Annotated in this window: 26 protein-coding genes and 1 pseudogene; 10 read left to right on the top strand and 17 right to left on the bottom strand. The window is 37.1% G+C overall.

Features of this window, described 5'->3' with window-relative positions:
* Positions 1 to 87 precede the first annotated feature (87 nt).
* Positions 88 to 918, top strand: coding sequence for an alpha/beta fold hydrolase (locus tag ACK3CR_RS10485; protein ID WP_243516788.1), 831 nt, complete (start codon positions 88 to 90; stop codon positions 916 to 918).
* Between the two features lie 34 nt (positions 919 to 952).
* Here the strand turns inward: ACK3CR_RS10485 and ACK3CR_RS10480 are convergent, their stop codons facing one another.
* On the bottom strand, positions 953 to 1,219 hold the full coding sequence (locus tag ACK3CR_RS10480) for a DUF1871 family protein (protein ID WP_243516786.1): 267 nt from the start codon (positions 1,217 to 1,219) through the stop codon (positions 953 to 955).
* Between the two features lie 49 nt (positions 1,220 to 1,268).
* Here ACK3CR_RS10480 and ACK3CR_RS10475 point away from each other — a divergent pair, with 49 nt between their 5' ends.
* A complete protein-coding gene (locus ACK3CR_RS10475) occupies positions 1,269 to 2,438 on the top strand; it encodes a MalY/PatB family protein (protein WP_243516785.1) in 1,170 nt (389 codons plus the stop codon).
* Positions 2,439 to 2,462: 24 nt separating this feature from the next.
* Here ACK3CR_RS10475 and ACK3CR_RS10470 read toward each other — a convergent pair whose 3' ends face one another.
* Positions 2,463 to 2,651 (bottom strand): hypothetical protein, encoded by a 189-nt coding sequence (locus ACK3CR_RS10470; RefSeq protein WP_019395058.1) that lies wholly within the window; start codon positions 2,649 to 2,651, stop codon positions 2,463 to 2,465.
* 96 nt (positions 2,652 to 2,747) lie between these two features.
* Here ACK3CR_RS10470 and kapB point away from each other — a divergent pair, with 96 nt between their 5' ends.
* A complete protein-coding gene (gene kapB / locus ACK3CR_RS10465; RefSeq protein ID WP_410914611.1) occupies positions 2,748 to 3,137 on the top strand; it encodes a kinase-associated lipoprotein KapB in 390 nt (129 codons plus the stop codon).
* 30 nt (positions 3,138 to 3,167) lie between these two features.
* Here kapB and kapD read toward each other — a convergent pair whose 3' ends face one another.
* Positions 3,168 to 3,788, bottom strand: a complete 621-nt coding sequence (gene kapD / locus ACK3CR_RS10460) for a 3'-5' exonuclease KapD (RefSeq protein ID WP_019395056.1) — start codon at positions 3,786 to 3,788, stop codon at positions 3,168 to 3,170.
* 646 nt (positions 3,789 to 4,434) lie between these two features.
* On the opposite strand from kapD, the gene ACK3CR_RS10455 reads away from it, so the two are divergent.
* From ACK3CR_RS10455 to ACK3CR_RS10445, 3 genes are all read left to right on the top strand, one after another.
* Positions 4,435 to 4,875, top strand: coding sequence for a helical membrane plugin domain-containing protein (locus tag ACK3CR_RS10455; RefSeq protein ID WP_019395055.1), 441 nt, complete (start codon positions 4,435 to 4,437; stop codon positions 4,873 to 4,875).
* Between the two features lie 39 nt (positions 4,876 to 4,914).
* Positions 4,915 to 6,093 carry an NAD(P)/FAD-dependent oxidoreductase gene (locus ACK3CR_RS10450; protein ID WP_019395054.1) on the top strand — a complete coding sequence of 393 codons (1,179 nt, stop codon included), beginning with the start codon at positions 4,915 to 4,917 and terminating at the stop codon, positions 6,091 to 6,093.
* Between the two features lie 188 nt (positions 6,094 to 6,281).
* Positions 6,282 to 6,638, top strand: a complete 357-nt coding sequence (locus tag ACK3CR_RS10445) for a YuzC family spore coat inner layer protein (protein ID WP_243516781.1) — start codon at positions 6,282 to 6,284, stop codon at positions 6,636 to 6,638.
* Here the strand turns inward: ACK3CR_RS10445 and ACK3CR_RS10440 are convergent.
* The 3 genes from ACK3CR_RS10440 to ACK3CR_RS10430 all read right to left on the bottom strand — a co-directional run bounded on the left by ACK3CR_RS10440 (position 6,633) and on the right by ACK3CR_RS10430 (position 10,327).
* Positions 6,633 to 7,226 carry a sulfite oxidase-like oxidoreductase gene (locus tag ACK3CR_RS10440; RefSeq protein WP_488975329.1) on the bottom strand — a complete coding sequence of 198 codons (594 nt, stop codon included), beginning with the start codon at positions 7,224 to 7,226 and terminating at the stop codon, positions 6,633 to 6,635. The two genes, ACK3CR_RS10445 and ACK3CR_RS10440, sit on opposite strands and share 6 nt — an antisense overlap.
* A gap of 93 nt (positions 7,227 to 7,319) precedes the next feature.
* A complete protein-coding gene (locus tag ACK3CR_RS10435; protein ID WP_243516777.1) occupies positions 7,320 to 8,648 on the bottom strand; it encodes a Na+/H+ antiporter family protein in 1,329 nt (442 codons plus the stop codon).
* 179 nt (positions 8,649 to 8,827) lie between these two features.
* Entirely contained in the window at positions 8,828 to 10,327 is a 1,500-nt protein-coding gene (locus ACK3CR_RS10430) for a leucyl aminopeptidase (protein WP_243516775.1), read from the bottom strand.
* 219 nt (positions 10,328 to 10,546) lie between these two features.
* Here ACK3CR_RS10430 and ACK3CR_RS10425 point away from each other — a divergent pair, with 219 nt between their 5' ends.
* Positions 10,547 to 11,026, top strand: coding sequence for a divergent PAP2 family protein (locus ACK3CR_RS10425; protein ID WP_046218069.1), 480 nt, complete (start codon positions 10,547 to 10,549; stop codon positions 11,024 to 11,026).
* A gap of 33 nt (positions 11,027 to 11,059) precedes the next feature.
* Here ACK3CR_RS10425 and ACK3CR_RS10420 read toward each other — a convergent pair whose 3' ends face one another.
* From ACK3CR_RS10420 to ACK3CR_RS10405, 4 genes are all read right to left on the bottom strand, one after another.
* Positions 11,060 to 11,719, bottom strand: a complete 660-nt coding sequence (locus tag ACK3CR_RS10420) for a 3D domain-containing protein (RefSeq protein ID WP_328122163.1) — start codon at positions 11,717 to 11,719, stop codon at positions 11,060 to 11,062.
* A 108-nt stretch (positions 11,720 to 11,827) separates the two neighbouring features.
* On the bottom strand, positions 11,828 to 12,151 hold the full coding sequence (locus tag ACK3CR_RS10415) for a YuiB family protein (protein ID WP_243516772.1): 324 nt from the start codon (positions 12,149 to 12,151) through the stop codon (positions 11,828 to 11,830).
* Between the two features lie 35 nt (positions 12,152 to 12,186).
* A complete protein-coding gene (locus ACK3CR_RS10410) occupies positions 12,187 to 12,315 on the bottom strand; it encodes a YuiA family protein (RefSeq protein WP_019395046.1) in 129 nt (42 codons plus the stop codon).
* Positions 12,316 to 12,399: 84 nt separating this feature from the next.
* Complete coding sequence (locus tag ACK3CR_RS10405; protein ID WP_243516770.1) at positions 12,400 to 13,617, bottom strand: NAD(P)/FAD-dependent oxidoreductase; 1,218 nt, start codon at positions 13,615 to 13,617, stop codon at positions 12,400 to 12,402.
* A gap of 578 nt (positions 13,618 to 14,195) precedes the next feature.
* On the opposite strand from ACK3CR_RS10405, the pseudogene ACK3CR_RS10400 reads away from it, so the two are divergent.
* Positions 14,196 to 14,447 (top strand): annotated as a pseudogene (locus ACK3CR_RS10400) (FAD-dependent oxidoreductase); the annotation flags it as partial.
* Positions 14,448 to 14,473: 26 nt separating this feature from the next.
* On the opposite strand, the gene ACK3CR_RS10395 reads toward ACK3CR_RS10400, so the two are convergent.
* The 3 genes from ACK3CR_RS10395 to ACK3CR_RS10385 all read right to left on the bottom strand — a co-directional run bounded on the left by ACK3CR_RS10395 (position 14,474) and on the right by ACK3CR_RS10385 (position 16,156).
* Positions 14,474 to 14,836 carry a HesB/IscA family protein gene (locus ACK3CR_RS10395; RefSeq protein WP_124051172.1) on the bottom strand — a complete coding sequence of 121 codons (363 nt, stop codon included), beginning with the start codon at positions 14,834 to 14,836 and terminating at the stop codon, positions 14,474 to 14,476.
* 80 nt (positions 14,837 to 14,916) lie between these two features.
* On the bottom strand, positions 14,917 to 15,771 hold the full coding sequence (dapF, locus tag ACK3CR_RS10390) for a diaminopimelate epimerase (RefSeq protein WP_488975340.1): 855 nt from the start codon (positions 15,769 to 15,771) through the stop codon (positions 14,917 to 14,919).
* A 145-nt stretch (positions 15,772 to 15,916) separates the two neighbouring features.
* Entirely contained in the window at positions 15,917 to 16,156 is a 240-nt protein-coding gene (locus ACK3CR_RS10385; protein ID WP_243516768.1) for a YuzB family protein, read from the bottom strand.
* Between the two features lie 320 nt (positions 16,157 to 16,476).
* Here ACK3CR_RS10385 and ACK3CR_RS10380 point away from each other — a divergent pair, with 320 nt between their 5' ends.
* Positions 16,477 to 17,541, top strand: a complete 1,065-nt coding sequence (locus tag ACK3CR_RS10380; protein WP_243516766.1) for an NAD(P)/FAD-dependent oxidoreductase — start codon at positions 16,477 to 16,479, stop codon at positions 17,539 to 17,541.
* Positions 17,542 to 17,572: 31 nt separating this feature from the next.
* On the opposite strand, the gene ACK3CR_RS10375 is transcribed toward ACK3CR_RS10380, so the two are convergent.
* On the bottom strand, positions 17,573 to 17,890 hold the full coding sequence (locus ACK3CR_RS10375; protein WP_243516757.1) for a YuzD family protein: 318 nt from the start codon (positions 17,888 to 17,890) through the stop codon (positions 17,573 to 17,575).
* Between the two features lie 305 nt (positions 17,891 to 18,195).
* On the opposite strand from ACK3CR_RS10375, the gene ACK3CR_RS10370 reads away from it, so the two are divergent.
* Entirely contained in the window at positions 18,196 to 18,432 is a 237-nt protein-coding gene (locus tag ACK3CR_RS10370; RefSeq protein ID WP_243516755.1) for a NifU family protein, read from the top strand.
* Positions 18,433 to 18,475: 43 nt separating this feature from the next.
* On the opposite strand, the gene thrB is transcribed toward ACK3CR_RS10370, so the two are convergent.
* The 3 genes from thrB to ACK3CR_RS10355 are packed head-to-tail and all read right to left on the bottom strand — an operon-like array spanning position 18,476 to position 21,749.
* Positions 18,476 to 19,393, bottom strand: coding sequence for a homoserine kinase (thrB, locus tag ACK3CR_RS10365; protein ID WP_243516753.1), 918 nt, complete (start codon positions 19,391 to 19,393; stop codon positions 18,476 to 18,478).
* A complete protein-coding gene (thrC, locus tag ACK3CR_RS10360; RefSeq protein ID WP_243516751.1) occupies positions 19,387 to 20,451 on the bottom strand; it encodes a threonine synthase in 1,065 nt (354 codons plus the stop codon). The genes thrB and thrC overlap by 7 nt, the downstream gene beginning before the upstream one ends.
* Positions 20,448 to 21,749, bottom strand: coding sequence for a homoserine dehydrogenase (locus ACK3CR_RS10355; RefSeq protein ID WP_019395036.1), 1,302 nt, complete (start codon positions 21,747 to 21,749; stop codon positions 20,448 to 20,450). The genes thrC and ACK3CR_RS10355 overlap by 4 nt, the downstream gene beginning before the upstream one ends.
* Between the last annotated feature and the right edge of the window lie 213 nt (positions 21,750 to 21,962).

Here is a 21,962-nt window from a genome sequence, read left to right as displayed (position 1 = left end):
GATACCCACTCTCTTTCCAGTTAAAAACTTTGCTTAAGAACAAAGAAAACGGGAAAACTATGAAAAAAATTGTTGGAGTTGAACTAAATGCATAACGTTGCCTTTTCGTCTGGACATTATATTGATTTTATAAATGGGGTAAAAGTTTTTTACGAAGTACATGGTTATCGTAAAAACAAACCGACAGTCTTATTAATTCATGGTTTTTTGTCTTCTACGTTCAGCTTCAGACGTTTAATTCCTATTTTAAAAGAAGACTTCACAGTTATCGCAGTTGACCTCCCTCCTTTTGGTCAAAGCGAGAAATCCCTCTCTTTTAAATATTCATATCAAAACCTTGCAAATCTTGTGACAGGACTTTTAGATTTATGGGGTATTAGTAAAGCAATTGTGATGGGACATTCAATGGGAGGACAAATTGCATTAAATATCGCAAAAGAAAAGCCAAACTATGTTTCGAGACTTGTGCTTTTATGCAGCTCAGGTTATCTAAGCAGAGCTCATTATGGACTTGTTGCTTCTTCTTACTTGCCTTATTTTCATCTCTGGATTAAACGTTGGCTAGGGAGAAAAGGAATTCAAGGAAATTTAGAAAATGTTGTGTACAACTTAGATCTTGTGAATCAAGAAATGGTTGATGGATATATGAAACCATTTCGAACCGATCACATCTTTATGGCTTTAGCTAAGATGATTAGAGATCGTGAAGGGGATTTATCGTCTGAAGCCTTAAAAAAAATCGATGTTCCAACGCTTTTAATTTGGGGAGAAGAAGATAAAGTAGTACCGATTAGCGTTGGCAAAAGACTTCATGGAGACATTTTAAATTCCACATTTATTTCCCTTAATAAGACAGGACACTTAGTTCCCGAAGAAAATCCTAAAGCAATTTGGAGACATATGCTACAATTTATTTAAAAAGAGAGACTCCATCTACCAGAGTCTCTCCTTCTTAATTAATGGAGCAACTGCTTTGATCTTTAACAAGAAGAAGCTCGCTTGCTTTTTGTTTACATTGTGGAAGTGGAATCACTTCTTCAGATGAGAATTCATAGATACTTTGGATTTTACGAGCAAGTTCTTCAGCATTATCGTGTACATGTAATGCTTGTAAAACATCGCTAATTTCTGTTTCATAAAATCCTTCACCGTATCCGAGCGGATCCCAGTAATATAAGAGTTCATACAACTTTATATTTGTTTGCTGTGTTTCGTTCACACTTTTTCACCTCTTTTTTTACTTTATCATGTTCAAGGAGTGATGTTAAATGACAAATTCTTTTGATCAAGTTTTAAATCGCAAAAATACTCAATCTGTAAAATGGGATTTTAATAAAGCCGTATATGGAACAGATGATGTCTTGCCAATGTGGGTAGCGGATATGGATTTTAAACCGCCCCAAAAAGTTCTTGATGTCTTATCAGAACGAATTCAGCACGGTATCTTTGGATATACATCTCCAACAACTGATACATATAAATCTGTGTGCAGATGGTTACATAAACGACATGGTTTTAGTGTTGATGCATCTTCTATTATTTATAGTCCTGGCATTGTTTTTGCAATCAGCATGGCAGTACAAGCCTTTACAAATGAAGGAGAGCAAATTGTCATCCAACCTCCTGTTTATACTCCGTTCTTTAATATGATTCAACAAAATAATCGTAAACTTGTTGAAAACCCGCTTATTTTAGAGAACGGTCAATATAAAATGGACTTTGCGGATTTAGAAGAAAAGTTTGCACAAGGTGCTAAAATGATGATTCTTTGCAGTCCTCATAACCCAGCTGGCCGTGTGTGGACAAAACAAGAGCTCCAAAAAATTGCAGACCTTTGTGTGCAATATAATGTGATTTTGCTTTCTGATGAGATTCATTCAGATCTTGTATATAAACCAAACAAGCATATTCCTATTGCAAGTTTGTCAGAAGAAATAGCAAACCTCACTATCACTTGTGTAGCTCCTAGTAAAACATTCAATCTAGCTGGACTACAAGCTTCAGTAGTTGTTATTCCAAACAAAAGTCTTCGCTTGAAATATCAAGAAACACAGCGTAGGCAAGGAGCAGGTGGCCTTAATACATTTGGAATCATTGCGTTACAAGCAGCCTATAATTATGGAGAGGAATGGCTTGAAGAACTTCTTCCATATTTGAAAGAAAACATTAATACAGTACATGAATTCATTCAAAAAGAACTTCCAGATATTGAGCTAATTTACCCTGAAGGTACATATCTTGCTTGGATTGACTGCCGTGGAATAGGTTTTTCAGATGAAGAATTAAAAGAAAGGCTTCTTCATAAAGGCCATTTAGCACTTGAGCCTGGACCTAAATATGGTACGCAAGGTGAAGGGTTTGTTCGTATGAATCTTGGTTGTTCTAAAGAAACTGTACTTGAAGGTCTGAAACGTTTGAAAATAGCACTAAGCAAATAGAAAAGCAGGCTAATGCCTGCTTTTCTACATTTTCGTTGTATTTTTAATTTTTTCCTCAAGCTCTTTTGCTTGTCTTTCTTGCTTTTTAGAAATTTTCTTTATAAAGCTCATTGTCCAAATAGCAGCTAAAAAAAATAAGATAAGCGTAATGAATGCAGGAATATACTCTGTCTTATCTTCAGGAAAATATAAAAAGAAACCAAAGCCAAACATCATTTTCACACTCCTCAGTTTTTCTACTTCTAACCTGAAATTTGTGAGCCTTTCCTTTATACTAAAAATAAAGAAGATCTAAGAGGAGGAAATAGCATGGAAGAGAAGATTAAAGTAGGTTCTATTGTGACGGGCCTATATAAAACAGGAAAGTATGTAGGAGAAGTGACTGAAATCCGTCCTTCTCATTATCTTGTAAGAGTTTTAGCTGTTTTAAAGCACCCTACTCAAGGGGACCTTCATAATCCAAATCAAACGGATGTTGCGCTCTTTCATGAACGCAGAGCTCTTGCTTACCGTGAACAAACGAATGTACCCCAAAAAATGGTTCATATCTTTGATGAAGCTATACCTGATTATAAAGAGTCACTTAGAAAAGCGCTCTCTGTTCAAATTGAGAAATACGAAGGTAATGAGAGTTCATTTGCTCAGCAATGCCTTGTTCATCTCAAAAACTTAGAAAAGGACTACTTTCCTCAAACGTAAAGCCAAATCACTTTTTGAATGACTTGGCCTCTATGCAAACTTATTTAATACTTTGGAAAGGTCAATTCGATCTCCAATGGTTGTTTTAGCAGGGCTTGATAAATAACTTTTATCCTTTTCAACAAGCTTGAAAATGTTATAGGTTGTCATCGCATCATCCAACGCACGATGATGCGTCCCTGTTCCTTTTTTTCCATATGCTTCAACGGCTTTCCAAAGACCTGTTTGATTACGATCTCCAAAAAATTTCTTGTATTCCATCGATAAATCAACTTGTTCACCTTTGAATGTGAAAGGAATGCGGGCTTTCTGACAATTTTGTCGCAACACTTTCATATCCATATTTCCCCATGTGACAACAGTAGTCTCATAGTTTTTACAATAATTTTTGAATAGGTCTGCAAGCTCTTGAAGTGTTATACCACTATCAACGCTTTGCTGTTCGATGCTTAAAAATGTTTTACAACGGTTAGTTAATGTGGGGAAATGCTGAGGGCGAACATAAGAGGAAAATGTGTCAATAACTTTGTAATTTCTCGCTACTACAATGCCAACTTCAATAATCTCAGGAAAAAAACCTTTTGGGCGCCCTTTTTGTTCAGGCATTGTGAACTCAAAATCAATAAAAAGATGCTGACTTTCTTTTCCCATAACTCCTCCCACCCTTCAATATATTTCTTCTTTAGACAATATATTTTTATTATACCATCTCAACTGCTTTTATATGTCAGTTTTTTGACACGAAACTAAATATTCAGAATTTAATTTTTGGTCTTTTCTAGCTTTCTTACTAGTTAATCTATTCATTCTTTTGTAAAATGATAATAGTTAAACGCCCTTAATTCTATCTTTACGAGAAAAGCGGCTTGTTTGTTTAAGAATTCTAGAATATGAGGAAGAAGAGCTAACTAAATTTTAAAGATTGTTCTATCCTCTTACAAAGGGATTCCCACCTTTGGTAAAAGTTTATTCCATAATATACTTTATAATATATAAGTTATACTATATAATATATAGTATACGTATTAGACCTTCTCAGGAATGTGAAGGTCTGTATTTCTTGCATGAATTTCTTGGCTAGTTTATTTAAAAAGTTTAGAAGCACTATTAATTGTTTTATTTTTGTTTTAAGTTCATTATTATATGTATCTCAAAATTTTTGATAGGTTTGAATCTGTATTTTTTTTACACTTTCTACCTCTAGATGCTTGTGAAAAAGTTTGTGCACTATTTTACAAACTTTTTTGTAGGTGTCTAAAAATCAAGCATAATGCTTAAAAGTAAAGGAGAATTGGATATGTCAGAAACAATCACTCAAGCAAAAACTGATCAAGAACGATCAAAATTTTCTGCTAGCCAAGAACAACTTGATGTACTCGATCAGCTATTAAAACCTGAGGTTCAAGAATCTCTAACAACACTAGTTGAGGAGCTTCCAAAGTTAACTGAGCTTGTTAGCATCTTATCTAAGTCTTACGACTTTGCACAATCAGTTGCAACTGATGATGTTCTAAAAAGTGACACAGTTGGAGCAATCCAAGAGCTTGCTGAGCCTGTAGTTCACACAGCTAAAAACCTTGCAGCAACTGCTATTGAGGCAAAAGATCGTGCAGACGAAAGCAAAGAAGTAATTGGTATCTTTGGCTTAATGAAAATGCTGAAAGACCCTCAAGCACAAAAACTATTCCGTTTTGTAAATGCTTATCTACAAGTTTCAGCTGAACGCGAAAACAAATAGTATTTTTCATACTCAATTAGTAAAAACGGAGGAACTAACATGTCAAAAAAAATTGTCATTCTAGGCGCTGGTTATGGCGGAGTTTTAGCAGCTTTAAATGTTCGCAAACACTTTAGTAAATCAGAAGCAGAAGTAACAGTTATTAACAAATATCCTACACACCAAATTATTACAGAGCTACACAGACTAGCAGCAGGTAACGTATCTGAGCAAGCTGTGGCTATGCCTCTAACAAAGCTTTTTAAAGGTCTTGATATCGATCTTAAAATCGCTGAAGTTGAGTCTTTCTCTGTAGACAATAAAGAAATCAAACTAGGCGACGGTTCTACCCTAACTTACGATGCTCTTGTTGTTGGTTTAGGAAGTGTTACAGCATACTTTGGTATCCCTGGCCTTGAAGAAAACAGCATGGTACTAAAATCTGCTGCAGATGCTAATAAAATCTACAAGCATGTTGAAGAGCGTATTGCAGAATATGCAAAAACTAAAAATGAAGCTGACGCAACAATCCTTATCGGCGGTGGCGGTCTAACAGGTGTTGAACTTGTTGGTGAATTAGCTGACATCATGCCTAAACTTACTCGCAAATACGGTGTTGACCCTAAAGCAGTAAAACTTAAACTTGTTGAAGCAGGTCCAAAAATCCTTCCTGTTTTACCAGACCACTTAATCGAACGCGCAACTTCTAGCTTAGAAGCTCGCGGCGTTGAGTTCTTAACAGGTCTTCCTGTAACAAACGTTGAAGGTAACACTATTGACCTTAAAGACGGTCAAAAAGTTGTTGCTAACACTTTTGTTTGGACAGGCGGAGTTCAAGGTAACCCACTTGTTGGCGAAAGCGGTCTTGAAGTAAACCGTGGTCGCGCAACAGTGAACGACTTCCTTCAATCAACATCACACAAAGATGTATTTGTTGCTGGAGACAGCGCGGTTGTATTTGGCCCAGAAGGTCGTCCATACCCACCAACAGCTCAAATTGCTTGGCAAATGGGAGAGCTTATCGGTTATAACCTTTATGCTTTCTTAGAAAACAAAGATCTTGAAACATTCTCTCCAGTTAACTCTGGTACACTTGCAAGCTTAGGCCGCAAAGATGCAGTAGCAACTATTGGAGCAAACTCAACTCCACTTAAAGGGCTTCCTGCTTCTCTAATGAAAGAAGCAAGTAACGTTCGTTACTTAACTCACATTAAAGGTCTTTTCAGCTTAGCTTACTAAGTTAGACAAGCTCTCTATCTATACGATAGGGAGCTTTTTTATTATTTGTAGACTCTCCTCTTTTTATGATGTTCTTGCCTAAATTACTTTTTTCCTTCATACACTAACAAGAGTTCATTTTTTTGTGACAATTTCTGCTTAGAACATTGTAGTTTGCAGAACAGTTTTATTTAAAAGGAGGAATTTTAGTGTACTATTATCCTTACACATATCAGCCTGACCCATATGCCCCCCTTTATCGATTTCAGAGCTTGCCTACCGTACGTCCTAATCAATTTAAAAATTCTGCTCAAACAATGAAAGGATTACTAAAAGATGCTGAGAGGATGACAGAAGCTATCCACTCTTCAAATGAGTTAGCTTCCTCTATCATGCAGGCTGCTCAAAAGTCAGACAAAGTGCGAGTTAGAAGACTGTTACAAGCGTATATTAGAAATTCTAATTTCGACCTTCATTTTACTCCTGATGGACTGATTGTCCTGCTAGTAGACTTATCTAGAAAATGCTGTCAGCTTCAACTTTCTTTTTTATGGGCAGAACTATGACCAGCTATATCGCTCTTCTTTCCATGGATCTCCATAGTGATGATAGCCATTTTTCTCCCAAAAACCTAGTTGCTCTTCTGCTACAAATTCGATTCTCCGCAGCCATTTTGCGCTCTTCCAGAAATAAAGATGTGAAACAACCGCTCGGAGTGGAAAACCATGTTCAGGTGTAAGAGGTTTTCCTTCATAAGAATGAGCTAGAAGAGTTTTCTCATGCAGAAAGTCTTGAATTGGTAAATTTGTTGAAAACTCTTCCTCAGCATGTAAAATTACAAATTTTGCAGAAGCATTGACTTTAACAGAAGACAACAAGTCCTTTGGTGTAACACCTTCCCACATATTGTTCAACTTAGACCAGCCAGTCACACAGTGTATATCGTTTTGCAAGCGCGTTTGAGGCATATCAAGAAGCTGTTGATATGTATACATCATCTTTTCATCAACAAGTCCGTCAATCGTTAAAGTCCACTCTGCTAAATCGCGATAGTAGGGCACATTGCCATGATGAAGAACAGGAAAGCGGGTTGTTTTATGCTGCCCTGGAGGGATGTTTGCATTGTGCATTTTTTTAGGCTTACCAAAATACATGTATCTTCTCTCCTTCTATAGTTAATTCCATAATAAAAAGCGACATCGAGATGTCGCTTTTTATTATATACTTATTCTAACCGTAGTTTTCATTTATAAAACCATTGCGGCAATCCAACCAAAGATGATTAGAGGAATATTATAATGAATAAATGTTGGAATAACAGTTTCCCAAATGTGATTATGCTGTCCATCAACGTTCAGACCTGATGTTGGTCCGAGTGTACTATCTGAAGCTGGAGAACCAGCATCACCAAGAGCACCAGCTGTGCCAATAATAGCAAGAGTGGCAAGCGGACTAAAACCAAGCTGAACACAGAGAGGAACAAAAATAGCTGCAATAATTGGAAGGGTTGAAAAGGAAGAACCAATTCCCATTGTAACCAACAAACCAACAATTAGCATCAGGAGTGCACCAAGAGATTGGTTATTACCAATCCAATCTGCTGCATATGCAACTAAAGATTCAACATCTCCTGTTTTTGTCATTACAGCAGCAAAACCTGCTGCTGAAATGATAACAAATCCAATAAAAGCCATCATGCGCATTCCATTTGTAAGAAGCTCATCTGCTTCTTTAAAATTCATTGCCCCACTTATAAGTAAAATAATGATTCCCGTAATAGCTCCAAAAATCATGGCACCTTCTGTATCTAGTGTTAAAAGCTGAACAGTAAGTGCTGCTAACACAGCTACAACAGCCGTAATTAAACTACGTTTTGAATATTGAGCCTTTTCATTTGTTTCCACATATTCAATAGTGTCATATTCTCTTGGTTTTCGATAGCTAACGAAGATAGCAATCAGCAAACCAACAACCATACCAAGAGCCGGAATCGCCATTGCAGCTGGAATGTCTTCTACGTTTACCTTTAGTCCGCCAGCTGTAACTGTTTTGGCAAGAATATCGTGGTAAATCTTACCAAATCCTGCTGGTATAAACATATAAGGGGTGATTAATCCAAAAGTCATAACACAAGCAATAAGACGACGATCAAGATGAAGCTCATTGAAAACTTTCAAAAGAGCTGGAATTAAAATTGGAATAAAAGCAATATGAACAGGAATAACATTTTGAGAAAAACAAGAAATAACTAGAATTAATAAGACAACTAGCACTTTAGAGAATGCTTTTTTCTTAGTATCATTCGAGTTACCGATAATTCTCAATGTTCCATCTACAACTGCATCAGGTAAACCTGTTTTTGTTAAAGCAAGAGCAAATCCTCCAAGTGTTGCATAACTCAACGCAACTGTTGCGTTGTCACCTAATCCTGATGAAAATACATTTATCGTTTCTTCTACACCCAATCCACCAATGATGCCTCCTGCAAATGCACCAACAATAAGAGCAATTGTTACATTAACTCGTAATGCACTTAAAATAAGCATAATGAGGACTGCAGCAACAACTGCATTCATAGTTAAACCCTCCAAAAAATCCTTTATCGTGATAAATTACTAAAACACTAAAGACATCCTTAATTATAATACGAAAGATAAAGTTGTCAATGGGATGCTACAAATTTAATATATTCCATTATTCTACAGTGCTTACTTTTAAAAAAAGAGCCTTAAGTAAAAAGGCTCTTCAAATCTCTTTATTTTGTTTCAATATCAAACCGTTCTACAGCAGCAGCAAGCGTGCGCACCATAACTCCTGTTGCACCACTCGGACCAAGTGACCCAGATTTCTTCGTAACAGAAGTACCTGCTATATCTAAATGAACCCAAGGTGTTTCTTCAGCAAATTCTCCAATGAAGGCGCCTGCCATAATAGCATGACCTTCACGGCCAGGGGAGTTATTCAAGTCTGCTATCGAGCTATTTCTTACTCTTTTCTTGTCACGTTCAAAAATAGGTAGCTGCCACATATCTTCCTGTGCTTCTACACTTGCTTCAGCTACTTTTTCATACCATCTTTGATTGTTTGTCATTGCTCCTGTTGTTTCCTCTCCAAGTGCAACAATGACTCCCCCAGTAAGGGTAGCAACATCAATTAAATATTCTGCTCCATGATGCTTAGCATACGTAATACCGTCTGCTAAAGCAAGGCGCCCTTCTGCATCTGTATTCAATACTTCAATTGTTTTACCACTCATCGCTGTAATTACATCATCCGGCTTAAACGCACTCGCACTTACCATGTTATCAGTGGAAGGAATAACAGCAACTACGTTTTGATTTGGACGGATCTCACCGATAATTTCCATTGCTCCAAGTACAGACGCTGCCCCCCCCATATCTGTCTTCATGCCAACCATGCTTTGGCGAGGTTTGAGAGAATAGCCTCCTGTATCATAAGTAATTCCTTTTCCTACAAGGCCAATAACGTCTTTCCACTCTTTTTTTCCTTGGTATTTTAAAACAATCATTTTTGGTGGCTCAACAGATCCTTTGTTAACAGCAAGAAGCGCTCCCATACCGAGCTTTTCCATATCCTCTTTTTCAAGAATCTCCACTTCAAATTCATACTTTTCGCCAAGTTCTCTTGCATATTGGGCAAGATCTGTAGCAGTAAGCATATTTCCAGGCAGATTCACAAGCGTGCGCGCTGAGTTTGTAGCCTTACCATATATGTATCCTGTACGAACCATATTCTCTATCTCTTGGTTATCTTCATCTGTCAAAAGAGTCACTTTTTCAATACGTTTGGCAGGCTCATTCGACCGACGTTTATAATCATTAAATTTATACGTTGAAAGCGGGAGTGCTTCGCTCAATGCATAAGCACACATATATTCATTTACTGCATCAGTTTCAAAAGAAGACAAGGCAATTGATACTTCTGCTATGCCACTTTTTTGAATGAGTTGAAAAAGTTCACCAAATCCTTCTTTTAGAGAAGAAGCCGTCATCTCTTTCGGTCTTCCTAATCCAACGAAGAAAATTCTTTTTGGATTTACTTTCCCTAACGTTGGAATTTTTGTAATAGCCTTATTTCTCACTTCAATATCTCCGCTTTTAATAAGAGTACGAATATCCAACTGTTCATCAAGGTCCGCCAGAATGCCATCGAATGGTTTTGTTTGTTTAAAGACGCCAACAACAAGGGCTTCTGTTGCTTTTGTTAGATCTGAGCTCTTTTGAATGTGAAACATATCTTACCATCTCCTTTTTTACTTTATTTTTATCATAGCACTATTGCAATCATGACGAAAAATAAGAACTTCTTTAAACAAACGTATGTTTAAAAATAAAAAGGGACGGATATATAAGGAAGTGAACGAAATCTCTACATTTTATAACTAAGATACGAGTAAATATCATAAAATAAGACGACATACACACACCTTCTTAATAAAGGAGCAATGCCTCTTATGGATTTATTATTGAATTATCCGCTCATTAGTGCCCTTATTGCCATCTTCTTCGCTCAAGCCGTTAAAGTTCCATTAGAGTTTCTTGCAACAAGGAAATTTGATGTACGCCTTGCTTTTAGTACGGGTGGCATGCCTAGTTCACATTCAGCAGCTGTTACATCCCTCGCAACAGCTGTCGGCATTAGCGAAGGATTTTCTTCTCCCTTTTTTGCTATCTCTTTTGTACTTGCTGTAATCGTTATGTTTGATGCAACAGGAGTTCGCAGACATGCAGGAGAGCAAGCTATTGCTATTAATCGACTTGTGGAAGATTGGAACACATTTATGTCTGAAGCTAAGAAATGGCCTAAAAAAGAACAGCAAGAAAAACAACAAAAGCTAAAAGAATTATTAGGTCATCAGCCAATTGAAGTTTTCTTTGGAGCTTTAACAGGAATTATTATCGCTATCATTATGTACGGTATTTATAATTTATAAAGATATTAAAAAGCGTGAAGAACTTTCTTCACGCTACGACTTTTCATCAATATATTGCTGCCTGAATACTTTCATTGTTTGATCTTCATTCCATACTTTCATCTGTCTTTCTGTTAATGTTCCCTTGCCTTCCTTTACAACATAAACATCAAGTAATTTCTTTCCCCATGAAGCATATACGTCTTCGACTGTTTCATAATATAAATCAAGTTTTTTTCCTTTTATAGCTCCGCCCTTGTCTGCCACAACCCCATAACCATATCCTGGGATAAACAAAATAGTACCAATTGGAAAGACAGTCAAATCTGCTGCAATTGTAGAAAACATATCTCTTTGTACTTTAACACCTGAATATGTAATTCCATATGACGGATGTGTTGGCCCTTTTCCTGTTGATTCATAGCCTGCTGTGTATCCTGTTGCTGTAACCTTGACTTTTCTATATTTAGACCAATCAAAGCTTCCTTCAAGTGTTTGTTCATCAACGTCAGTTGGAATTTGTTGATTAAGTTGATTGACAACCCTGCTTTCTCTTACATGCTTCTTTTTCTCTTCTTTAAAATTAGCACTTACTTGTTCACTTGAAAATAAAGAGGAGACCTGCCTTCCTGTTATACTTTCAAACGTTGTTAAGAGAGCTCCACATAGAAGTAGCCCCATGATGAATCGTTTAATATATATTTTTTTTACCATCTTTTTCATCATTCCTCCCACCAACATAGTTTTTACCATGTTGTAGGAGAATTATTCGCAGCAATCAAGATAAAAAACGTCAAAAACCGAGAGAGGTTTTTGACGTTTTTAAAACATTCGATATCCTTTTGATCGAAGTGTTCGAATAGCAATTCCTGAACAAAGGGCTCCTATAAAACCAGAAGATAAGATAACGATATCTGCTAGCTTAAGTGCAAGCACTTGATTTCCTACATGTGTTAACGAATGAAGTGGCTGAAAGATATATTGAGTCATTTCAAGGTTATCAACAATAAGTAGAAAAACAATGGGATAGATGAAAGCCATAACCCATGACATTCTTAAAATCATATTAAGCAAGAAGCCAATTCCAAAAAAAAGTACAAAAAATAAAAGTATGGAAATTATTAAAATTGGAACACTCATTTCCATTTCCATATTCCCCCTTGCCATTTATTGCAAGCTCTTTATTCTTCTTCACTTTTCTTTTTCTCTATTAATTCTACAATTCCTTCTCCTTCACAAAACAAACATTGTTCTGTTCCGCCCACAAGGAGAGTTAAGAAACCATGGCCTTTACAATGATCACAAATCATCTACAAACCACCTTTCCGAAAATTCAGATTAATTATTGTATTAGAGAAAAGCAAAGGGATTTTCCTCTGCCTTTCTCATGACTCTTAAAAGAAGTTAAATTTTCCTTTTTTAAGCAAGAGCCCTGGCCCTCCCTCAAGGAATAGCGCTCTATTATCAACGACTTTTTTCATTGCTGAAGCACTTGTTCCAAATAACTTACGCCCAAACACAACTCCAATAGCATCATCGTGACCTAAAGAGCATACTGTACCTTTTAAGTCAGGCTTAAAACTTTGAAGGTCTGTACCGCCTTTGATAAGAGTCGTAATATTTTTCGCAGCAACAGGTCCTTGCTGCATAGCAACTTGAGCTGTTGGTGGATAAGGTTTGTCTGTTTCATCATTAATAACAAGTGAGCAATCTCCAACAATAAATACACCCTCAGCTCCTGGAGCACGTAAATCTGGACCAACTTTCACACGACATCGATTATTTTCAATGCCTGTTTTTTCAATAATATGGCTGCCACGTACCCCAGCTGCCCATACAACTGTTTGCGATTTGATTTCTTCTGTTTGATCATCTTTAGAAACAATGATTCCCTCTGGTGTACATTCTTTAATCATCGTTCCAATCTTAAACTCAACACCTTTACGCTCTAGCTGTGTTACAGCATATTCGATAAGCTGTGGATCAAAACCTGGAAGAGCAGTTGGAGCTGCTTCTACGCAGATAATGCGAACAGTATCACGAGGAATGTCAAACTCTTTACAGAGCTTTGGTACCCTATTTGCTATCTCTGCTACAAACTCAATGCCTGTGAACCCTGCTCCTCCTACAATGATAGTCATCATACCTTCTGGTCTTTCTTCCAAATTATTGTAGGTTGCAAAAGTATAGTCAAGATGCTCACGGATTTGACGAGCAGTATTAATATTAGAAATAGAAAAGGCATGTTCTTTTAGCCCTTTAATACCAAATGTTTCAGACTCATATCCAAGCGCAATTACAAGATAGTCATATTCTATTTCTTGGTTATTTTTGAGTATAACCTTCTTTTGTTCGATATTAATATCTGTAACCGTATTTTTCATAAATGTTACTTTGTTTTTATTAATTAAGTCTGTCACGCTAACACGAGCACGATCGTGATGAAGCGTCCCAGCTGAAACTTCGTGTAGCCATGTTGTTTCATAATGATAGTCATTTTTATTAATTAAAGTGATTTCAGCTTCATTGACGCCTAGCTGTTTTTGTAAGTGAATCGTCGTCATAATGCCGCCATATCCAGCACCTAGAACAACAACTTTAGGCTTCTTCATTTTAATCACATCCACCTTTTTGTTAGAATTTTATTCATGTATTTATGCTTCACACATGTATTTTCCCTTATTGTAAGCATTTGAATATATTCCTATCCCTGTCAAAACGTTAAGGTAAATAATTGTTGTGAATTTATTCACGAACCTAACTATAAAAGAATGAGCTACCATTAAATATTTTCAAAAATTAGATAATAATGTTTGTAAAACATGATATGATGTTTCTTAAACTTTTTCAAGGACATTTTAGTATGGACAGAGCATTTCAGACTACTCTATGCTTGCTCTCTTGCTATCCACATTAGGATAGAACTACCGTTGCATAAGGCTTTCATTCTGTAAGCATTTTCAATTTACCTAGCTTTAAAAAATTTATGTTTTTTTTAAATCCTCGCATAGTATGATAATTATTATCATTTCTATTATGATTGCTAAACTTCTTTCTAACCTATGCTACGGTAAGGAAAGGTTTAACTAATTTTATAAATTTAATACATGTTTTTTCACATGTGTATCTACATATTTTCATTTTTAGTAAAGGAGAACTCATCTTGAAAGAAGATCAACAAGTCTTTGATATTACGGTTATTGGCCCAATTAAAGAATGGGGATTAGAAATTGAAAAGAACTCTATTGTTGTAAATACAAAACAAGAAACAAATATTGAAGGCATCTACGCAGCAGGAGATGTTTGTACATATGAAGGAAAAGTTAAGCTTATTGCTTCAGGTTTTGGTGAAGCTCCAACAGCTGTAAGCAATGCTAAAGCTTACATGGATCCAAAAGCGTGCGTACAACCTGCACATAGTACATCTCTTTTCGCTCAATAAAAAAGACGCTCAGATGAGCGTCTTTTTTAGCATTCTTCAGGCGTTCCCGTATTTGTTGCCGTACGGAATGAAGAACCACAGCCACATGAAGCAATAGCATTTGGATTTTCAATCGTAAATCCTCCGCCAAGCATGGACTCTTTAAAATCTATTGTTGTGCCGTTTAAGATAGCTGCATCTTCTTTTGCGACAATCACTTTAATTCCATGTTGCTCTAGCTGTTCATCTGCTTCTGTTGGAGCTTCTTCAAACCCCATTCCATAAGACAAACCGCTACAGCCTCCGCCTTTTACACCAACGCGCAAGTAAGAGCCTTCTTCACCATGCTCTTTCATCATATCTTTAATTTGATGACTTGCTGCTTCGGTAATGATTACAACGTCTTTCATTTCTAGCCCTCCTTTTTACACATAAAAGGTGTTCTCTTTATAGTATACTATTCCTTCGATAGTGGAACAAACGATACCTCTTAATAATAGTACTCACCTTTGCAAACGGTTTTCGCTTCACCTTTCATGAAAACGTCTCCATCACTTTTCCACTCAATTGTTAAATCGCCCCCAGCTAGATGAACAACAACAGGAACATCCCGCTCTACTTTATCATTTAAAACAGATGACACAACAGCGGCACATGCTCCAGTACCACACGCTTGCGTAATACCTGATCCTCTTTCCCATACGCGGAAATGAACTTCCTTCTCATTTACAACTTCTACAAATTCTACATTTACTCCCTCTGGAAAGCGTTCATCTTTTTCAACGATAGGACCAAGTGTTGTAAGGGGTGCTTCTTCAATATGATCCACATAGAAAATAACATGAGGGTTGCCCATTGAAACAGCCGTAATATTGTACTCTTGCCCGGCAAAGGTAGCCTTTTCATTCACAATGCTTTCTGCGCTTTCACCTTTCATCGGGATTTGTTCTCTTGATAAACGTGGTTGCCCCATATTTATCGTTACTTCTTCAACTATCCCTCTATCAATGTGAACATACGCTTGAACAATTCCTGACAACGTCTCTATTGCAAATTGTTCAGCCTCTACAATTCCATTTTCATAGGCATATTTAGCAACACAGCGCAGACCATTCCCACAGTTTCTTCCTTCTGAACCATCGTTATTAAAAATACGCATTTTTACAGGAGCTACCTCTGAAGGACAAATTAAAATCATTCCATCAGATCCAATGCCTTTATAAATATCAGATACGCTTACTGCAAGTGATGCTAATCTTTCTTCTTCAATTTGTTCTTTGAATATATCAACATAAATATAGTTATTTCCTAGTGCATGCATTTTTGTGAAGTTAAACTTTTTCATCATTTCCTCCAAGTTTTCCGTTTTTTCTAGTATAAAAAAAACCACTTCGGAGCACAATAAGGATATCCCCCGTTTTTAGCTCCTTGGATTTGATCAGGGAGTTTTTTTTATGAAAAAAAGCAAAAGACCTAAAAAGCCTTTTGCCTTAAAACATTGGGTTTTCTTCTATAAACGTATACACATTTTTCACAAGTTCCTCTGGAGATTCAGCTTCAACTATTTCTCCATTCACCATCGCATATAAAGAATGTGCACATTGTCCACAGTACCCTAAACATCCATATTCAATAACATCGAAGTCTGGATCTTTTTCAAGTTCCTCTAATGCCTTTTGAGAACCGTTTGCTAAATTACTAATGCAAAATTCTACAATTGGTTTGATCATTTTTTCACCTCTTCTCATTATACCCGCTTCTCATTCATACTATAGTAAAAAAATAAAATTTCATCTATACCTTAAAATCCTAGCACTTCTTTAAGTAGGTGTTAATTGTTCACTCATTTTAGTTTGTTCTCTCTTTCACGTCAAATATTATCTACTAAATCATATCAATATACAAATCTATTAACAAAGCTTGTGATTTTTTTTCAATTTGGCTATACTTTTAATGTGTTTTTGATTTAAAATGTTATCAAGAAACCTTTTCACACCGAATTATGTTACTCCATTTACAATATACATAAAACTTTAAAGGGGAAATTTCTATGAAAAAGTTTGTTATTCTCGGTGGCGGTTACGGTGGTATGCGCATGCTTCAGCGCCTTCTTCCAAACGCATTGCCAAATGATGTTGAAATTACGCTTGTTGATCGAGCGCCTTATCATTCTTTAAAAACTGAGTTTTACGCGCTTGCAGCAGGGACGATTTCAGACCAGCATGTTCGCGTTTCCTTTCCTGATGAACCTCGTTTAAACATTAAATATGGAACAATTGTAAGCATTGATCTTCAGAACAATCTCGTCCATTTCGAAGATGGAAGTACCCTTTCTTATGATGATCTTGTAATTGGCTTAGGCTGTGAAGACAAGTATCATAACGTGCCTGGAGCACCGGAACACACCTATAGTATCCAATCCATTGATCAATCTCGAGCAACATATCAAACACTAAACAACCTTCCTCCACATGGCGTTGTATCTATTGTTGGTGCTGGTTTAAGCGGAGTTGAGCTTGCAAGTGAGCTAAGTGAAAGCAGACCAGATTTAACAATTAAACTTTTCGACCGTGGTGCCCTTATTTTATCCGCATTTCCTGAGCGTTTAAGTAACTATGTACAAAAATGGTTTGTAGAAAACGGAGTCGAAATTGTAAGTAAGGCAAATATTACAAGAGTAGAAGAAAACAAACTTTACAATCATGATGAAGAGATTTATAGTGATGCAATCGTCTGGACTGCAGGAATTCAGCCAAGTAAAGTTGTTCGTAACTTGGATGTAGAAAAAGACCCTCAAGGTCGTGTTATCCTCACTCCTCATCATAATATTCCAAACAATGAACATGTATATGTATTAGGTGACTGTGCAAGCCTTCCGCATGCCCCAAGTGCACAGCTTGCGGAAGGCCAAGCCGAACAGATTGTTCAAGTTCTTCTTTCTCGCTGGAAAGGTGAACAGCCTCCTGAACTTTCAACAATTAAGCTTAAAGGAGTGCTCGGCTCTCTTGGAAAGAAACACGGCTTTGGCTTACTTGCAGAGCGTCCTATTACAGGTCGTGTTGCTCGGCTCTTAAAGTCTGGTCTTCTTTGGATGTACAAACACCATAATGGATAAAAAAAGGCGGTTAGCTTATACTAGCCGCCTCTTATACTAACTGCTGAAGCTTTTGATGCAAATGCGAGAGCTGAATATGTCCTTCTCCAGCAATTTCTCCGTTTATTGTCACAAGCGGATAAAAAAACTCTTCTTCTAGAATTCTCTTGCACATATCCGTTTGCTCTCTATCTGATTGTTGTTCATTTATGTCAACATATATAAAATCAAAACAATGCTGACCATATTTACGCGACAGAGCTGCTTTTAGCCATTCAAATGTATCTTTTGAAGAGGGAGCATTTACACAACTTGCACAAATCACTTCTGCTCCATACACACAAATATTAACGACCGATTTTTGAGACATTTCTCAATTCCCCTCTCTTTTTCTCTTTTACTTTATATATTCTCTTCGTTTGCAGGTTTTCTTTCTTTTTTATTCCTAATAAAAAAACTTGATACTATGCGCTTCTGGAAGCGAAAAACAAATTTTCCTTTCTTAAGTTCTGTTCCTCGGATAGATTTTTTTCTTTATAACCTTTATAATGTAGTTAGGTTAGCAAAACCGTTAAGCTTCACATATAAAATTATAAGTATTCATGAGTTCCAAAGTCTTTTTTAGACAAGACTATAAACTCTTTTTAATATTGAAACAGAAAGGGGTTTTCAGGAATGGAAACTGTAGAAATGAAAGGCCAAGTACAAGAGGTTCTTGATAAACTTCGTCCGTTTTTACTACGTGACGGTGGAGACTGTGAGCTTGTTGATGTAGAAGATGGTATTGTAAAACTTCGTCTTCTTGGAGCTTGTGGAAGCTGCCCAAGTTCAACAATCACTTTAAAAGCTGGTATTGAGCGTGCACTTCTTGAGGAAGTACCTGGCGTTATAGAAGTTGAACAAGTATTTTAATAATAATAACAGCCCTTTTGCCTCAGGCAGAAGGGCTGTTTTTTTATGCATGTTCATTTGTAACAGTTTCTACTGAAACACCTTTTACATCAATTTGAATTGCTTCTACAAGGCAATGAGTGAGCGATGGAGCTAAAGCAGCCGCAAGCTCTTCTCCACGACCTTTTTCAACTAAACAAAGCACTGTTGGCCCTGCACCACTTAAAGCTGTACCAAAGGCTCCAAATTCTTTTGCTTTACGACGAACAAAAGAGAGCTCTGGAACAAACTGTTCTCGATATGGCTCATGAAAAGAATCTTGCTCCATCATCTCTCCAACTGTTTTCCAATCTTCAATAAGCAATGCTCCTGTTAATACATTACTTACAGCACTTGCTTCGACAGCTCCCTTAAATGAAAACTGAGAAGGAAGCGCATTTCTAGCATCATCTGTTTTAAGCTCATAATTCGGGATGATAACAACAACATCCACATCTTTTGGCACAATAGAAACAGTATATGTCTTAGCTTCCGTGTGGCAGCCTACGACAATTCCTCCGTTAACTGTTGGCGCCACATTGTCAGGATGTCCTTCCAAAAGGCTTGCAATCCGGATTTTCTCTTCATTGGATAAATTCAGCTCGCACAGCTGATTAGCAAGTTCAATCCCTGCAATAATAGCTGAAGCACTACTTCCAAGGCCTCGTGCAAGGGGAATATTACTTTTTACCTCAACACGTGCACTCGGAAGCGAGACATCAAATTTGTCTGCTACATGCTTAGCTACTTCATACATCATGTTATCTGTTCCTTGAGGAATAAGCGCTACCTCTTGAGTAAGGGGAACAAATGACCATTTTTCAGCAGGATCAACTGTTAGCTCAAGGTATTTTCCAAGGGCCATTCCAACTGAATCAAACCCTGGACCAAGGTTTGCCGTGCTTGCTGGAACGGTAATATGAAACCGTTCCATGGCTAGCATGAAGCGACAACTCCTTGGATATATTGAAATACCTCTTCTTCATCATTTGGAAGAACAGTTGGTGTAAAGTTGTTAGACTCAATGGCAACGTTAGGATCTTTCAAACCGTTACCTGTCAGCACTGCAACAACTGTCTCACCTTTTTTAATTTTACCTGCTTTTAAATCTTTAATAACACCTGCTACAGAAGCTGCTGAAGCTGGCTCTGCAAACACACCTTCTCTTTTAGCAATAAGATGGTAAGCTTCTAAAATCTCCTCATCTGTTACATAGTCAATTTTTCCATTTGAGTTTTCTGCCGCTTCCACTGCAAAGTTCCAGCTTGCCGGATTTCCAATTCGAATAGCTGTTGCAACTGTTTCAGGTTGTTCAATTACTTTATTCTGAACAATAGCTGCTGCTCCCTCTGCTTCAAAACCGTGCATACGAGGTAACCCTGTATTTTTCTTATCGTTATACTCGTTGAAACCTTTCCAATATGCTGTAATATTGCCTGCATTCCCAACTGGGATAGCTAGTACATCAGGCGCTACTCCTAAAGCGTCACAAACCTCAAAAGCAGCTGTTTTTTGTCCTTCAATACGATATGGATTTACAGAGTTTACGAGCGTTAATGGAGTTGTTTCGCTAAGTTTACGCACCATTTTAAGCGCTTCGTCAAAGTTTCCATCAATTGCGATAATCTCTGCTCCATACATTACAGCTTGCGCAAGTTTCCCCATAGCAATCTTGCCATTTGGAATAACAACAATACAACGGAGTCCAGCGCGAGCTGCATATGCAGCTGCAGCTGCTGATGTGTTCCCTGTTGAAGCACACACCACTGTTTTACTTCCTTCTTCTTTCGCCTTCGCAACAGCCATAACCATTCCACGATCTTTAAAAGAACCTGTTGGGTTAGCTCCGTCAAATTTAACATGTAAATTAATTCCAAGTTCTTCTGAAAGAGAAGCTAGATGAACAAGTGGCGTATTTCCTTCATGAAGTGTTAATAATGGCGTATTCTCATTTACGGGTAGAAACTCTCTATACTCACTTAACAAACCTTTCCATGTCATAGCGATCCATCTCCTTCAACTCTATAGCTGCTTTTAATTTCTTGAACAATTGGCAGTGCTTCAATAGCATGTAATACTTTTTCATATTTTCCTAGCGATGCTTCATGCGTAACAAGAACAATTTCAGCTAGATCACTGTCTTTAACAGGAAGCTGAATAATTCTTTCAAGACTTACTCCTTGATCTGAAAACAAGTTTGTCAGCTCTGAGAATGCTCCAACTTGATCATGGACATGAAGACGAAGGAAATATTTCGAAAGTACTTTTTCGTCTGCTTTAAGCTGTTTCGGGAATTGCGGAGCAACTGCACTGCTTCCGTTCACACCAAGTCTCATGTTCTTCATTACTCCAACAAGATCTGATACAACTGCTGTTGCTGTTGGCAAACTACCTGCTCCAGGTCCATAAAACATTGTTTCCCCGACAGCTTCCCCATACACATAGACAGCGTTATACTCATCATTTACTCCTGCTAATGGATGATTGTTCGCAATCAATGTTGGTTGAACACTAACTTCAATTTCTTCTTCATCTCGATGAGCATAACCAATGAGTTTCATTGTATAACCTAGTTGTTTACTATACTGCAAATCTTCCTCTGTAACTCTAGTAATTCCTTCTACCTTTACATCATCAAGATCGACTTTCATAGAAAAACCAAGCGTTGCCAAAATAGTCATCTTACGGGCTGCATCTAGTCCTTCTACATCTGCAGTTGGGTCTGCTTCTGCATAGCCAAGCTTTTGGGCTTCAGCTAGAACGTCATCATATGCTTTTCCTTCATTGCTCATTTTTGTTAGAATGAAGTTTGTTGTACCGTTCACAATTCCCATCATCTTCGTAATTCTATCCGAAGAAAGACCATCAACTAATCCTCTTAAAATTGGGATTCCTCCTGCAACACTTGCTTCGTAAAATAAATCGCATTTATTATCAGCTGCTACTGTCAGCAATTCTGAACCGTATAAAGCCATTAAATCTTTATTTGCTGTTACAACATGCTTTTTATTTTGAAGTGCTGTTAGTAGATAATCACGCGTTTCTTCGACTCCGCCCATTACTTCAATTACAACATCGATTTCTGGGTCATGTAAAATATCGCTTACGTTCTCTGTGAATTTTTCCTTCGTTAAATTCGTATCACGGCTTTTATCAAGGTCACGTACTAATGCCTTTTTTATCTCAACAGGACATCCAATTTGATGCTGCAGCTTATCCTGATGTTCTTCAACAATTTTCACAACACCTGATCCAACTGTTCCAAGTCCTAGTAAACCGACCGATATTTTTTTTGTCATAGCTGTGCCACGCTCCTTCGAATGTTTATCTTGAAAATACATATGTACTCGTATAAAAGACATTATAAAGCTTTTTAAGGATTTTACAACCCATTTTGCTAACAAATATAAATTTTCTAATTATTTTAAAGGAAAGAATGATCTTTCACAATAGCTTTTCATGATTAAAAAGAAAAAGTCGCAACGTTCTTTTATTTTAAAGAATATTGCGAC

The organism is Priestia sp. TRM10 (assembly GCF_057808375.1).
This window is presented reverse-complemented; position numbering and strand designations above follow the sequence as displayed.